Below are 15,026 nucleotides of genomic sequence, written 5' to 3'. Positions count from 1 at the left end.
CCCGCGCGAGCGACACTGCGTCGCCCCCGGCCCGCGATTACCCGACCGCCTGTCTGTTGTGGTGTGCGTCACTGTCCCGGCACACTGTCGCAACCGTACAAGAACCGCCGTTTGACCTTCGGATTTCGTTGCGCGAGCACCACATGAGGGGCGGGAATGACAGATAAACCCACGCGAGAGGTACAGCGCCTCAAGGCGGATTCCGTAGGACTGGTGGGCGTGGTGTTCATGGCGGTGGCCACCGCCGCACCGATCACCGCGATGACCGGCAACCTGCCGATCGCCGTCGGCTTCGGCAACGGCACCGGGGCGCCGGCCGGCTATCTCTTCGCGACGCTGGTGCTGGCGGTCTTCTCCGTCGGCTATGTCGCCATGGCCCGCCGCATCACCGCGGCTGGCGCCTTCTACGGCTACATCTCACACGGCCTGGGGCGCATCGCGGGCATGGCCTCCGGCATGCTCGCCGTGCTCGCCTACGTGGTCTTCGAGGCGTCCATCGTCGGCGTCTTCTCCTACTTCGCGAAGACCACCGTCCGCGACCAGCTCGGCGCCGACCTGCCGTGGGCCGGCTACGCGGCCGCGATGCTGCTGGTGACGGCCGTGCTGTCGTACTTCGACATCAATCTGACCGCCAAGGCGCTCGGCGTGCTGCTCGTCGCCGAGATCGCGGTGCTCTTCGCGGTCGCCACCGCCGTACTGCTGCGCGGCGGCGGCCCGGACGGCATCCCCGTCGCGCCGGTCAACCCCAAGAACGCCTTCACCGGCGCCTCCGCCGGCCTCGGCCTGTTCTTCGCGTTCTGGTCGTGGGTGGGCTTCGAGTCGACGGCGATGTACGGCGAGGAGTCCCGCGACCCCAAGCGCGTCATCCCCCGCGCGACACTGATCTCGGTCATCGGCGTCGGCCTGTTCTACATCTACGTCTCCTGGATGACCATCGCCGGCAACGGCCTGGACGGCGCGGTACGGGTCTCCGCCGGCGCGAGCCCCCTCGACCTGTTCTTCGACCCGGCGCGCGGCTTCATCGGCGCCTGGGCGGTGGACGCCTTCCAGTGGCTGCTGATCACCGGCTCCTTCGCCTGCGGCATGGCCTTCCACCAGTGCGCGGCCCGCTATCTGTACGCCATCGGCCGCGAGGGCTTCCTGCACCCCGCGCTGGGCCGCACCCACCCGCGCCACGGGTCGCCGTACCTCGCCTCCTTCACCCAGTCCGTCATCGCCGTCGTCATCGTCGGCGCGTTCTGGGCGACCGGGCAGGACCCGTACATCCACCTGTACACGCTGCTGGCGATCCTCGGCACGATGGCGATCCTCATCGTGCAGACGCTGTGCTCCTTCGCCGTCATCGGCTACTTCCGCCGCAACCACCCCGAGGACCGGCACTGGTTCCGCACCCTGACCGCGCCGCTGCTCGGCGGCCTCGGCATGACCGCCGTCGTGGTGCTGCTGGTGGTCAACATGGACACCGCGGCCGGTACGGCGGCCGGCTCGCTCTTCTTCGAGGCCATCCCGTGGATCGTCGGGCTGGTCTTCTTCGGCGGCCTCGGGCTCGGCCTGTATCTGCGGGCCCGCCGGCCGGAAAGGTACGAGGTCATCGGCCGGATCGTCCTGGAGGACGCGGCCGAGCGCACGGACGACGACGTCGAGCAAGCCCCCGCCAACGCCTGAGGAGGCACCGTGCCCCGAACACGGCTCATGCACGTCCTTCGCACCCTCACCGCCGACCACGCCGCCGCCGAGCGGCTCGGTCTGCCCGTCGCCGAGGCACGGGCCGTGCGCCGGCGCTCCGTCCTCAAGGGCGCCGCCGGCACGGCCGCGGTCACGGCTGCCGCGACGGCCGCCGCGACCGTCCCGACGCCCGCCGCCGCCGCGTCCGCGCCCCGTGTCGCCGTCGTCGGCGCGGGGATCGCCGGGCTGACCGCGGCCCTCACCCTGCGTGACGCGGGATACGCCTGCACCCTCTACGAGGCCCACCCCTCCCGCGTCGGCGGCCGGATGTACACCCAGCGCGACCACTGGGCCTGGGGGCAGACCTCGGAGATCGGCGGCGAGCTGATCGACACCGGCCACAAGAAGATGCTGGAACTGTGCCGCCGCTTCTCCCTGCCGGTCGAGGACTTCCTCGGCGGCGGTCCCCGGGGCGCCGAAGAGGTCCTCTGGTTCGACGGCGCGTACTACCCGCGCGACCGGGCCGACGAGGACTTCAAGGCCGTCTACCAGGCCCTGCGCGCGGATCTCCAGGCCGCCGGCGAGGTCACCTGGGACCGGACCACCCCGGCCGGCACCGCCCTGGACAACCTGTCCCTGTACGAGTGGATCGAGACGCGGGTGCCGGGCGGCCACGCCTCCCCGCTCGGCCGCTTCTTCGACGTCGCCTACGCCGTCGAGTACGGCGCCGACACCACCGAGCAGTCCTCGCTCGCCCTCGTCCTGCTCATGGGCTACCAGCCCAATCCGGGCCACTTCAACATCTGGGGCCTGTCCGACGAGCGATACCACATCGTCGGCGGCAACGACCGCCTCCCGCGGGCCATCGCCGACTCCCTGCCCGACGGAACCATCCGCCACGGCTGGTCCCTGCAGGCCGTGCGGGCCGGCGCCGACGGCACCCAGACCCTCACCTTCACCGAGGCGGGCAGCACCCGGACGGTCACCGCCGACCACACCGTCCTGTGCGTGCCCCTGCCGGTCCTGAAGCGGCTGGACCTCAGCGGAGCCGGCTTCGACCCGCGCATGACCAGCCTGCTGCGCGATGCCCGCATGGGCTACTGCACCAAGCTCAACATGCAGTTCACCAGCCGCCCCTGGCGCGGCACCGGCCCCTGGCCCGGGGTGTCCGCGGGCGACTGCTTCACCGACCTCGCCGTGCAGCAGACCTGGGACACCACCAAGGTCCAGCCCGGCACCGGCGGCATCCTCATCCAGTACGGCGGCGGCAGCCGCGCCAGGTCCCTGACCCCGGCGGGACCCTTCTCGTACGAGAGCGACCCCTACGTCAAGGACCTCGCCACCCGCTACCTGAAGGACATCGACGCCTTCTACCCCGGCACGTCGGCCGCCTGGACCGGACGCGCCCAGCTGTCGGCCTGGCACCTCAACCCCTATGCCCTGGGCGCCTATTCGTACTGGCCGGTGGGGTACCTGCACCGGTACGCGGGCTACGAGGGCACGGCCCAGGGCCGCATCCACCTCGCCGGCGAGCACTGCTCCTACGACTTCCAGGGCTTCATGGAGGGCGGCGCGCGGGAGGGCGAGCGGGCGGCGCGGGAGGTGCTCGCCGCCCTGGGCTGACCGGGAAGGCTCACACGGGCCGGATGTTGTGGTTGCAGCGGAAGACGTTGTCGGGGTCGTAGCGCCGCTTCACCTTCCCCAGCCGCAGGACGTTCCCGGCGCCCAGCCCCGCCCGGACCCGCTCCGGGCCCTCGTCGCCGATCAGATTCAGGCACACGGCCCCGGTGCTCCACGGGGTCAGGGCGGCGCACGCCTGACGGACCCAGCGCGGCGCCCGCTCGTCGTCCGCCGGGTCCGCCCAGAGGGCGCACGGGTGCGCGGTCCACGGGGCGTCCCGCCAGGCCACCGGGTAGCCGTGCGGCCCGGCGGCGACGGCACCGCCCTGCGGGAACAGCAGATACCGGGAGCCGGTCGCCGCCGGCATGCCCGCCCCGCCCGCGTGGAAGGCGTCCACCGCCTCCTGGGGCAGCCCGGTCAGACACCGGGCCGACCGGTGGTGGCGCAGCCCGGGCGGGGTGTCGAGCAGGCGCTGTGCCGCCGTGTACGGCAGGTCGCCGGCCGGCCCCGCCTCGTGCGGCAGCGCGCGCAGCGGCCCGGCGAGGTCGCGCAGCCCGTCCGCGCCGCCGGCGTAGGTCAGCACGGCCGCGCACCGTGGCCCGCCCACCGGCGCGGCCAGGTACAGCACCGCGCCGCCCAGCTCGTCCGGCGCGCCCCGGAAGACCTCCCGGAAGGCGCGGACCACCTCCGCTCCGTACCCGGGCGGATACCTGAGCAAGGCCAGGGAGAACCGCGGCAGCTCGTGCAGCCGCAGGGTGAGCGCGGTGGCGACTCCGAAGTTGCCGCCCCCGCCGTGCAGCGCCCAGAACAGCTCGGGGTGTTCGTCGGCGCTCGCGCGCACCCGCTCGGCGCCGGCGGTCACCAGCTCCACGCCGAGGAGGCTGTCGACGGCCGGCCCGAAGAGGCGGTCCAGCCAGCCGGTGCCGCCACCGAGGACGTAGCCGGCCACACCGGTGGTGCGGGCCCGCGCGCCGGTGGTCGCCAGCCCGTACGGCAGGGCCGCCCGGTCCAGGTCGCCCGTCGTGGCACCGCCCTCGACGCGGGCCGCCCCGGCCACCGGGTCGACGGTCACCCGGCGCATCCGGCTCAGGTCCACCAGCAGCGCGCCGTCGGCCGCCGCCGCACCGGCCGCGCCGTGGCCGCCGCCGCGCACCGCGACGCGCAGGTCCAGGTCCCGGCCGAAGCGGACGGCCCGCACCACGTCGGCCGCGTCCGCGCACCGGGCGATCACCGCCGGACGCAGGTCGGCCCGCGCGTCGAAGACGGCGCGGGCCGCGTCGTAGCCGGGGTCCCAGGGGGCGAACACCTCGCCGGCCAGATCCTCACGGAGAGCGGCGAGCGCCGAGTGCGCCGTGGAGAAAGCCACGCTGTCAGCCTAGGCCCGCGCACCCCCGAAGGGGGCGCGGGGAACCGCGCGACCAGCCACGACGCCCCGGCGGACGCTACCCCCCGTACGCGCCGGACGCGGTCAGCCGCAGCGCCGTGTCGATCAGCGGCACGTGGCTGAACGCCTGCGGGAAGTTCCCCACCTGCCGCTTCAGCCGCGGGTCCCACTCCTCGGCGAGCAGACCGAGGTCGTTGCGCAGCGCGAGGAGCTTCTCGAACAGCTTGCGGGCCTCGTCCACCCGGCCGATCATCGCCAGGTCGTCCGCCATCCAGAACGAGCAGGCCAGGAAGGCGCCCTCGTCGCCGGGCAGGCCGTCGACGCCCGCGTCCGCGCCCTCGGTGGGGTAGCGCAGGATGAACCCGTCCGGGGTGGACAGTTCGCGCTGGATCGCCTCGATGGTGCCGATCACCCGCTTGTCGTCCGGCGGCAGGAAGCCCATCTGCGGGATCAGCAGCAGCGAGGCGTCCAGCTCCTTGGAGCCGTAGGACTGGGTGAAGGTGTTGCGCTCCTTGTCGTAGCCCTTCTCGCACACGTCCCGGTGGATGTCGTCGCGCAGCTCGCGCCAGCGCTCCAGCGGGCCGTCCGCGTCCCCGGACTCGATCAGCTTGATGGTGCGGTCCACCGCGACCCAGGCCATCACCTTGGAGTGCACGAAGTGCCGGCGCGGGCCGCGCACCTCCCAGATGCCCTCGTCCGGCTCCTGCCAGTGGTCCTCCAGATAGCGGATCAGCTTCAGCTGGAGCAGGGAGGCGTAGTCGTTGCGGGCCAGACCGGTCATGTGGCCCAGGTGCAGGGCCTCGGTGACCTCGCCGTACACGTCCAGCTGGAGCTGGTGCGCGGCGCCGTTGCCGACCCGGACCGGGGCGGACTTCTCATAGCCCGGCAGCCAGTCCAGCTCGGCCTCGCCCAGCTCCCGCTCGCCGGCGATGCCGTACATGATCTGGAGGTTCTCCGGGTCGCCGGCGACCGCCCGCAGCAGCCACTCGCGCCAGGCGCGGGCCTCCTCGCGGTAGCCGGTGCGCAGCAGCGAGGACAGGGTGATCGCCGCGTCCCGCAGCCAGGTGTAGCGGTAGTCCCAGTTGCGCACGCCCCCGATGTCCTCGGGCAGGGAGGTCGTGGGGGCGGCCACGATGCCGCCGGTGGGGGCGTACGTCAGCGCCTTCAGGGTGATCAGCGAACGGATCACCGCCTCGCGGTAGGGCCCGTGGTACGTACAGTGCTCGACCCACTCGCGCCAGAAGTCCTCCGTGGCCTCCAGCGACGCCTCCGGCTCCGGCAGCGGCGGCGGCTCCTTGTGCGAGGGCTGCCAGGAGATGGTGAAGGCGATGCGGTCGCCCGGGGCGACGGTGAAGTCGGCGTAGGTCGTCAGCGCCTTGCCGTAGGTCTCGGTCTCCGTGTCGAACCACACCGAGTCGGGTCCGGCGACGGCCACCGTGCGGCCCTCCTGCTTGTGCACCCACGGCACCACCCGGCCGTAGGAGAACCGCATCCGCAGCGCGGAGCGCATCGGCACCCGGCCGGTGACGCCCTCCACGATCCGGATCAGCTGGGGGGCGCCGTCACGCGGGGGCATGAAATCGGTCACGCGTACGGTGCCGCGCGGGGTGTCCCACTCGGTTTCCAGGATCAGCGAGTCGCCGCGGTAGCCGCGCCGGGCGGCCGTGGGCGGCTTGGCGTCGGCCGCGTGCGCCGGGCCGAGCCGCCAGAAGCCGTGCTCCTCGGTGCCCAGCAGGCCGGCGAAGACGGCATGTGAGTCGAAGCGGGGCAGGCACAGCCAGTCCACCGTGCCGTCCCGGCAGACCAGTGCGGCGGTCTGCATGTCTCCGATGAGTGCGTAGTCTTCGATGCGCCCGGCCACGTGCAACTCCAGTCGAACGGCCACGTCACACCCCCGCGCAGGGGGCTGTCGCTAGTGCGGTCAAGGGTCGTTGGTGTGTGTCGTTGAGCGGTGAAGCAAAGCAGCCCGCCGAGCCCTTAGGCAACACGACAGTCCTTGCTCAACGAACTGCCGCGCTCTCGTTGTTCCGGGTCGGTGCAGGCGGGGGTGTGCCGTCGTTTACCGGGCGGGCTCGGCAGTGAGTGTCCGAGCAGGATACGACGCATGCAGATGATCCGGGGGCCGCTCCGGGCAACCTGTATGGGCCGAACGAGTGAGCGCCGGGTGAGAACCGTGTGCCCGGACCGGTGCGAAAGTTGCGCGAGTGACACCGGTCGTCTCCTGCTGTGCCCGGGCGAGCGCGGAGCGTGGCCGGAAGCCATCTCGCTCAGGCGCTGATACGCTGGTAGCCCGTGGACCGGTGGGAGAAAACCCCCCGAACCGCAGCGACGGCACCCCCGGAACTCTCCGGGACGGAAGCCGCACCGCATCACCGCCAGCGACCACGGGAGCCCCCTCTTGGCCATGCCGCCCAAATCCACGACGACCAAGCACATCTTCGTCACCGGGGGTGTCGCCTCCTCGCTCGGCAAGGGTCTGACCGCCTCCAGCCTGGGCATGCTGCTCAAGGCCCGCGGCCTGCGTGTCGTGATGCAGAAGCTCGACCCGTACCTGAACGTCGACCCGGGCACGATGAACCCCTTCCAGCACGGTGAGGTGTTCGTCACGAACGACGGCGCCGAGACCGACCTGGACATCGGCCACTACGAGCGCTTCCTCGACCGCGACCTGGACGGCAGCGCCAACGTCACCACCGGCCAGGTGTACTCCACGGTGATCGCCAAGGAGCGGCGCGGCGAGTACCTGGGCGACACCGTGCAGGTCATCCCGCACATCACCAACGAGATCAAGCACCGCATCCGGCGCATGGCCACCGACGAGGTCGACGTGGTCATCACCGAGGTCGGCGGCACGGTCGGCGACATCGAGTCGCTGCCGTTCCTGGAGACCGTCCGCCAGGTCCGCCACGAGGTCGGCCGGGACAACGTCTTCGTGGTGCACATCTCGCTGCTGCCCTACATCGGCCCCTCCGGCGAGCTGAAGACCAAGCCCACCCAGCACTCGGTGGCCGCGCTGCGCAACATCGGCATCCAGCCCGACGCGATCGTGCTGCGCTGCGACCGGGAGGTCCCCACCGCGATCAAGCGGAAGATCTCCCTGATGTGCGACGTGGACGAGGCCGCCGTGGTCGCCTGCCCCGACGCCCGCTCGATCTACGACATCCCCAAGGTCGTGCACACCGAGGGCCTGGACGCCTACGTGGTGCGCAAGCTCGACCTGCCGTTCCGGGACGTGGACTGGACGACCTGGGACGACCTGCTCGACCGCGTCCACAACCCCGAGCACGAGGTCACCCTCGCCCTGGTCGGCAAGTACATCGACCTGCCCGACGCCTATCTGTCGGTCACCGAGGCGCTGCGCGCGGGCGGCTTCGCCAACCGCGCCCGGGTGAAGATCAAGTGGGTCACCTCCGACGACTGCAAGACCCCGGCCGGGGCCAAGGCCCAGCTGGCGGGCGTGGACGGCATCTGCATCCCCGGCGGCTTCGGCGACCGCGGTGTGCTGGGCAAGGTCGGCGCGATCCGCTACGCCCGGGAGAACAAGATCCCGCTGCTCGGCCTGTGCCTCGGCCTGCAGTGCATCGTGATCGAGGCCGCCCGCAACCTGGCCGACATCCCCGACGCCAACTCCACCGAGTTCGACCCGGCCACCGCCCACCCGGTGATCTCCACCATGGCCGAGCAGATGGACATCGTCGCCGGCGAGGGCGACATGGGCGGCACGATGCGGCTCGGCATGTACCCGGCCAAGCTCGCCGAGGGCTCCATCGTCCGCGAGGTCTACGACGGCAAGGAGTACGTCGAGGAGCGCCACCGCCACCGCTATGAGGTCAACAACGCCTACCGCGCGGAACTGGAGAAGAAGGCCGGCATCGTCTTCTCCGGCACCTCCCCCGACGGCAAGCTCGTGGAGTACGTGGAGTACCCGCGGGACGTCCACCCGTACCTGGTCGCCACCCAGGCCCACCCGGAGCTGCGCTCCCGGCCGACCCGTCCGCACCCGCTGTTCGCCGGTCTGGTGAAGGCGGCCGTCGAGCGGAAGAACTCCAAGTAACACGCCGGTTGTACGGTGGCCGGGGTGCGTACCTTCACAGGAGGTGGGCACCCCGGTTTCACTGTGTGTAGGCGGAAGGACAGGGCATGACGATCAAGGACACCCGCGAGGAGTGGGAGATCCAGGCCACGGAGACCCCCTTCACGGGCAACAAGACCTCCGTGCGCACCGACGAGGTGGTCATGCCCGACGGCTCGGTGGTCCGCCGGGACTACCAGGTCCACCCCGGCTCGGTCGCCGTCCTCGCCCTGGACGAGGAGGACCGGGTCCTGCTGATCAACCAGTACCGCCACCCCGTGCGGCACAAGCTGTGGGAGATCCCGGCCGGCCTGCTGGACGTGCCCGGCGAGAACCCGCTGCACGCCGCCCAGCGGGAGCTGTACGAGGAGGCGCACGTCAAGGCCGAGGACTGGCGGGTGCTGACCGACGTGTACACCACCCCCGGCGGCTGCGACGAGGCCGTGCGGATCTTCCTCGCCCGCGAGCTGTCCGAGGCCGACGGGGAGCGCTTCGCGGCGGAGCACGAGGAGACCGACATGGAGCACGCGCGCGTGCCGGTCGATGAACTCGTGCGCCGGATCCTGGCCGGGGACGTGCACAACAACTGCCTCGTGGTCGGCGTGCTCGCCCTGGTCGCCGCCCGCGGCGGGGACGGGCTGGACGCCCTGCGCCCGGCCGACGCGCCCTGGCCCGCGCGCCCCTTCGAGAGCTGACCGGACCCGTCCGGACCACTGGTGTGACCATCGCCTGATCCGATCGGGCGATGCGTTCGCCGCGCTCCTCCGGGTACGTCGCAGAGCGTGAACTAGGCTCTGCAAACGCCCGTACCGGAAGACACCGGCGGGCTTGCGCGTGCGGTGGGACGGGAGTGTGGCCCGTGACGGAACAGGCGGTGGACCCAGACGGTGCGGAGCTGTCCGCGCACCCGGCCCCGAAGGACCGTTTCCTGGGCCGGGTCCGTGAGCTGAAGGAACTGCGCGCCGACATCGAGCGGGCCGGCCTGGACACCCTCTCCGGGCGCAAGGCGCCCCGCGCGCGCGTCCTGCTCATCGCCGGCCGCCCCGGCTCCGGCCGCACCAGCCTCGCCGAGGAACTCGTCCGCCGGGTCGCCGGCCGTTACCCGGGCGGGGTCCTGCGGGCCCGGCTCAGCGAGCCCGACGGCACCCCGGTGCCCGTCGAGCGGGCGGCCCGCGCGCTGCTGGAGGCGCTGGAGCTGCCCGCCCCCGCCGGAGCCGCCGAGGACGACCTCGCGGCGGCCCTGCGGGGGGCCCTGGCCGGCCGGCGGGCGGTGCTGCTGCTGGACGACGCGGCCGGCGCCGACCAGGTCGACGCCCTCCTGCCCGAGGCCCCGGACTGCCTGGTGGTCGCCGTCTCCCGGGGCCCGCTCACCGGTATCGCCGACGTCCGCCCCTGCACGCTGGGCGGCCTCGACACCAAGTCCGCGGTGGACCTGCTCACCGGCTACGCGGGCGCCGTCCGCGTCACCGTCGACCCGCGTGCCGCGGAGAGCCTGGTGGAGGCCTGCCAGGGTCACCCGGCCGCCCTGGTGCTGGCCGGCGGCTGGCTCGCGGCCCGCCCCAAGGCCACCGTCTCCGACCTGGCCAAGCGGCTGCACGCGGCCACCGAGGAGGGCACGGACGGTGCCGAGACCAGCCCGCTGTCCCGGGTCTTCCGGCTCGTCCACGACCAGCTGCCCGGGCCGGCCGCCCGGCTGCTGCGGCTGCTCAGCCTCGCCCCGGCGGGCCTCGCCGACCCGCACACCGCCTCCGCCCTGGCCGGCTGCTCGGTCGACGCCGCCCGTGCCACCCTGGACGACCTCACCGCCCTCGGCCTGCTGCGCGCGCTGGACTCCCCGCTGCCCCAGTACGAGGTCCCCGGCCGGCTGCACCCGCTGCTGCGCGCCCTGGCCGAGGCCCAGGAGCGGCCCGCCGAGCTCCAGCTGGCCCGGGCCCGGATGCTGGAGCGGACGGTACGGCTGCTCCAGTCCTGCCGGGCGATCACCGAGACGGACAGCCCGCAGGCCCGGGAGAAGCTGAACGGCATGCCGCCCGCGCTGCGCTTCCCGAACCCGCGGGCCGCCGCCGACTGGCTGCGCATCCGGCGGCCCGCGCTGCTGGCGTCGGTGCGCCTGGCGGTGGCCGACGGCGAGCTGGACACCCTCGCCCGCCGGCTGATGTCCCAGCTGGTGCGGGCCCTGGCGGCCCATGTCGGCACCCAGGCCGCCGCCGCCGACCTGTACGGGGTGCACAGCCTGGTGCTGGACGTCGCCGAGCGGCGCGGGCTGCCCCGGGAGAAGGCGGCGGCCCTGCTGAACCTGGGCGACCTGGACGCGCAGACCGGCCGCACCCGGGAGGCGCTGGCCCGCTACCGGGCCGCGCTGGACGCCGGACGGGAGGCGAACGACCCGTACGCCACCGGCCGCGCGATGGAATCCGTAGGCGGCGCCCACCAGGAGCTGGGCGATCACGACCGGGCCGCCGACTGGTTCGGCCGGGCGCTGGCCGAGCGGCTGGCCCGCGGCGAGGTCCCGGAGGCCGCCCGGCTGTACGGCAGGATCGCCACCGCCCACACCTACGCCGGCCGCTACGGCGAGGCGCTGCGCAACTGGCGGGCCGCCCTGGCCGGCTACCGCAGGAGCGGCGACATCGCCGCCAGCGCACGGGCGTTGAGCGAGATCGCCCGGGTGCAGGAGTACGCGGGACGGCCCGAGGAGTCGCTGCGCACCTGCCAGGAGGCCGTGGAGTGGGCCCGGCGGGCCGAGGACACCCGGCTCCAGGCCGCGGTGCAGCTGCGGCTGGCCGACACCCTGGACCGCCTCGGCGACCCGGCGGCGGCCCGGCTGCACCGGGCGGCGGCGGAGCGCATGCTGGCCGAGGAGCGTCCGGAGGACGACGCAAGGCCGGAACACGACGCTAACGCCTGCGAAATCCGTACCGCATCCAGCGAAGATTGATGCAATGAAAGGCTAGACAGCCGGAACACCTTCATTAGACTGGCTCTGCCGCACACTCTCCTGCGGTGTCTCCCGGTATGCCCCCGCATGTCTGGGTACGTCTTTATTGCACCCCCATACCCTCTGAGCCAAGGACCGTGATCGACGTGAAGGTCGGCATCCCCCGCGAGGTCAAGAACAACGAGTTCCGGGTGGCCATCACCCCCGCCGGTGTGCACGAGCTGGTGCGCAACGGCCACCAGGTCGTCATCGAGCGGGGCGCCGGCCTCGGCTCCTCGATCACGGACGAGGAGTACGTCTCCGCCGGTGCCGCCATCCTGGACACCGCGGACGAGGTCTGGGCCAGCGCCGACCTGCTGCTGAAGGTCAAGGAGCCGATCGCGGAGGAGTACCACCGCCTCCGCAAGGACCAGACCCTCTTCACCTACCTGCACCTGGCCGCGTCCAAGGAGTGCACCGACGCGCTGCTGGCCTCCGGCACCACGGCCATCGCCTACGAGACCGTCGAGCTGCCGAACCGCGCGCTGCCGCTGCTCGCCCCGATGTCCGAGGTCGCGGGCCGGCTGGCCCCGCAGGTCGGCGCCTACCACCTGATGCGTGCGGCCGGCGGCCGCGGCGTGCTGCCGGGCGGCGTCCCGGGCGTGACCCCGGCCAAGGCCGTCGTCATCGGCGGCGGTGTCTCCGGCTGGAACGCCGCCCAGATCGCCATCGGCATGGGCTTCGACGTGACCCTGCTCGACCGCGACATCAACAAGCTGCGCGAGGCCGACAAGATCTTCGGCACGAAGGTCAAGGCCGTCATGTCCAACTCCTTCGAGCTGGAGAAGGCCGTCCTCGACGCCGACCTCGTCATCGGCGCGGTCCTCATCCCGGGCGCCAAGGCCCCGAAGCTGGTCACCAACGAGATGGTGTCCCGGATGAAGCCCGGAAGTGTCCTTGTCGACATCGCGATCGACCAGGGCGGCTGCTTCGAGGACTCCCGCCCCACCACGCACGCCGAGCCGACCTTCAAGGTGCACAACTCGGTCTTCTACTGCGTCGCCAACATGCCGGGCGGCGTGCCCAACACCTCCACCAACGCGCTCACCAACGCGACGCTGCCGTACATCGTCTCGCTGGCCAACAACGGCTGGGTGGAGGCGCTGCGCCGCGACGCCGCGCTCGCCAAGGGTCTCAACACCCATGACGGCAAGGTGGTTTACAAGGAGGTCGCGGAGGCCCACGGCCTGCCCCACGTCGAGCTGGAGTCGCTGCTCGGCTGACCTGCGTCAGCAGGTCGCGACCGGGTGAGTCGTCAAGTCACCACCCGCCAAAAGGCGATTCGTCAACACGACTCGTCAATCACACACGCCCGGCCGGACCTTGCCCGACAAGGTCCGGCCGGATGTGTGTATGGTCACTTTGCGGCTCTCGGTCAACTCGCCTCGAACGTAACGCTTCGACCGATTCGTACACCCGGGAAACCTGCTGTGCGACGGCCGTACGCCCTTGACAGCGACATGTTTCATTGCCGACACATCCTGCCGGGTCCGGCGGATTGTGTTGCTGCGGACCGCCGACACGCCATAGAGTCGCCAACCGTCGGCATGGTGCCACGCTGACCTTGTCTAGAAGTTTCCTGGTCACCAAGGAGGTAAGACGACTTGTGAATGAGTCGACATTTTCTCCCGGGGGTGGTCAACCAGGAATGCCGGTCCGGGGCCAGGGCCCCGCGGGATTCGAGGCTGTCGGCTCCGTAGCTGTGCGCACCTTCGCAGCCCACCAGAGTTCCGGTCCTCGGACGGCCGGGACAGCACACCAGAGCATGGATGGCCATCACGTGAACGCCATGGCCGGCGACGGAAGTGGCGCGCCCCACAACCACTTCGCCGACTACGACGAACTGCCCGAGGGGCACTTCTACGACCCCGACGCCGAGTACGAGCCCGATCCGGAGTACGCGGCCACGCTCGCGCCCGACGCGGCCCGTCAGCGCCGTGAGCGCATCGGCCCGACCGGACGCCCGCTGCCCTACTTCCCGATCCCGGGCCCGCTGACCGACCACGGCCCCGCGAAGATCATCGCGATGTGCAACCAGAAGGGCGGCGTCGGCAAGACGACGTCGACCATCAACCTGGGCGCCGCGCTCGCGGAGTACGGCCGGCGCGTGCTGCTCGTGGACTTCGACCCGCAGGGCGCGCTGTCGGTGGGTCTCGGGGTGAACCCGATGGAGCTCGACCTCACCGTCTACAACCTGCTCATGGAGCGGGGCATGTCCGCGGACGAGGTCCTGCTGAAGACCGCGGTCCCCAACATGGACCTGCTGCCCTCCAACATCGACCTGTCGGCCGCCGAGGTCCAGCTGGTCTCCGAGGTCGCGCGCGAGTCGACGCTCCAGCGGGCCCTGAAGCCGCTGCTGCCCGACTACGACTACATCGTGATCGACTGCCAGCCCTCGCTCGGCCTGCTCACGGTCAACGCCCTGACGGCCGCGCACAAGGTGATCGTGCCGCTGGAGTGCGAGTTCTTCGCGCTGCGCGGTGTGGCCCTGCTGACCGAGACCATCGAGAAGGTCCAGGAGCGGCTCAACCCCGAGCTGGAGCTCGACGGCATCCTCGCCACGATGTACGACTCGCGCACCGTCCACAGCCGCGAGGTGCTGGCCCGCGTGGTCGAGGCCTTCGACGACCACGTGTACCACACGGTCATCGGCCGCACGGTCCGCTTCCCGGAGACCACGGTCGCCGGTGAGCCGATCACCACGTACGCCTCCAACTCCGTCGGTGCCGCCGCCTACCGCCAGCTCGCCAGGGAGGTGCTCGCCCGGTGTCACGCCGAGTGAGTCTGCCCGGGGCCGACGAACTCTTCCGTACGACAGGAGGGATGGCGCTCCAGCCGTCCACTCCCCGGCGCGCGGCGGGCGGTGAGGCCCGGGTGCCGGCTCCCGCCGGGGAGAGCGACGAGACGGCCGCCGGGGAGGACGTACCGCCGTCGGTACCCGTCCGGGGCGGCGACGGAGAGGGCGCGGAGCACATGGCGGCGGACGCCGAGCCCGGCGAGTCCCGCAGCCGCCCGGTGCGCCGCCAGGCGGCGCAGGAGGGTCCGGCCGCCGCGCAGCCCCGCAAGCGCGGCCGGTCGGCGACCCGGCGGCCCAGCGGGCGCGAGCGGCACGACGAGAAGATCACCGTCTATGTCTCGGCCGAGGAACTGATGGACCTGGAGCACGCCCGTCTGGTGCTCCGCGGCGAACACGGGCTCGCGGTGGACCGCGGGCGGATCGTCCGCGAGGCGGTGGCCGTGGTCCTGGCCGACCTGGAGTCCCGCGGGGACGCGAGCATCCTCGTACGCCGGCTGCGCGGGCGGTAACGATA

At 72.1% G+C, this 15,026-nt stretch carries 10 protein-coding genes; 8 read left to right on the top strand and 2 right to left on the bottom strand.

What is annotated here, in order from left to right; translation table 11 throughout:
- Window positions 1-156 precede the first annotated feature (156 nt).
- Window positions 157-1,665 carry an APC family permease gene (locus HB370_RS10105; protein ID WP_030790621.1) on the top strand — a complete coding sequence of 503 codons (1,509 nt, stop codon included), beginning with the start codon at window positions 157-159 and terminating at the stop codon, window positions 1,663-1,665.
- A gap of 9 nt (window positions 1,666-1,674) precedes the next feature.
- Window positions 1,675-3,288: an NAD(P)/FAD-dependent oxidoreductase gene (locus HB370_RS10100; RefSeq protein ID WP_030790617.1), complete on the top strand. Its 1,614-nt coding sequence runs from the start codon at window positions 1,675-1,677 to the stop codon at window positions 3,286-3,288.
- Between the two features lie 10 nt (window positions 3,289-3,298).
- Here HB370_RS10100 and HB370_RS10095 read toward each other — a convergent pair whose 3' ends face one another.
- Together HB370_RS10095 and HB370_RS10090 are read right to left on the bottom strand one after the other, a co-directional pair.
- Window positions 3,299-4,651 (bottom strand): FAD-binding oxidoreductase, encoded by a 1,353-nt coding sequence (locus HB370_RS10095; RefSeq protein WP_030790614.1) that lies wholly within the window; start codon window positions 4,649-4,651, stop codon window positions 3,299-3,301.
- 76 nt (window positions 4,652-4,727) lie between these two features.
- The gene (locus tag HB370_RS10090) at window positions 4,728-6,530 is read right to left on the bottom strand and encodes a glycoside hydrolase family 15 protein (protein ID WP_030790611.1); all 1,803 of its coding nucleotides are present in this window, start codon (window positions 6,528-6,530) and stop codon (window positions 4,728-4,730) included.
- 543 nt (window positions 6,531-7,073) lie between these two features.
- Here HB370_RS10090 and HB370_RS10085 point away from each other — a divergent pair.
- The 6 genes from HB370_RS10085 to HB370_RS10060 all read left to right on the top strand — a co-directional run bounded on the left by HB370_RS10085 (window position 7,074) and on the right by HB370_RS10060 (window position 15,021).
- On the top strand, window positions 7,074-8,723 hold the full coding sequence (locus HB370_RS10085) for a CTP synthase (protein ID WP_030790608.1): 1,650 nt from the start codon (window positions 7,074-7,076) through the stop codon (window positions 8,721-8,723).
- Between the two features lie 86 nt (window positions 8,724-8,809).
- Window positions 8,810-9,436, top strand: a complete 627-nt coding sequence (locus HB370_RS10080; RefSeq protein ID WP_030790605.1) for an NUDIX hydrolase — start codon at window positions 8,810-8,812, stop codon at window positions 9,434-9,436.
- 164 nt (window positions 9,437-9,600) lie between these two features.
- Window positions 9,601-11,676, top strand: coding sequence for a tetratricopeptide repeat protein (locus HB370_RS10075; RefSeq protein WP_030790603.1), 2,076 nt, complete (start codon window positions 9,601-9,603; stop codon window positions 11,674-11,676).
- A 137-nt stretch (window positions 11,677-11,813) separates the two neighbouring features.
- The gene (gene ald, locus HB370_RS10070; protein ID WP_030790600.1) at window positions 11,814-12,938 is read left to right on the top strand and encodes an alanine dehydrogenase; all 1,125 of its coding nucleotides are present in this window, start codon (window positions 11,814-11,816) and stop codon (window positions 12,936-12,938) included.
- Between the two features lie 425 nt (window positions 12,939-13,363).
- Window positions 13,364-14,497 (top strand): ParA family protein, encoded by a 1,134-nt coding sequence (locus HB370_RS10065; RefSeq protein WP_078637734.1) that lies wholly within the window; start codon window positions 13,364-13,366, stop codon window positions 14,495-14,497.
- Complete coding sequence (locus HB370_RS10060) at window positions 14,482-15,021, top strand: hypothetical protein (RefSeq protein ID WP_078637733.1); 540 nt, start codon at window positions 14,482-14,484, stop codon at window positions 15,019-15,021. The genes HB370_RS10065 and HB370_RS10060 overlap by 16 nt, the downstream gene beginning before the upstream one ends.
- Window positions 15,022-15,026 lie beyond the last annotated feature (5 nt).

It is taken from the genome of Streptomyces sp. DSM 40868, assembly GCF_011820545.1.
In the GTDB taxonomy this organism is placed as follows: domain Bacteria; phylum Actinomycetota; class Actinomycetes; order Streptomycetales; family Streptomycetaceae; genus Streptomyces; species Streptomyces eurythermus.
The sequence above is the reverse complement of the archived record's forward strand: the minus strand, read 5'-3'. Positions and strand labels throughout refer to the sequence as shown.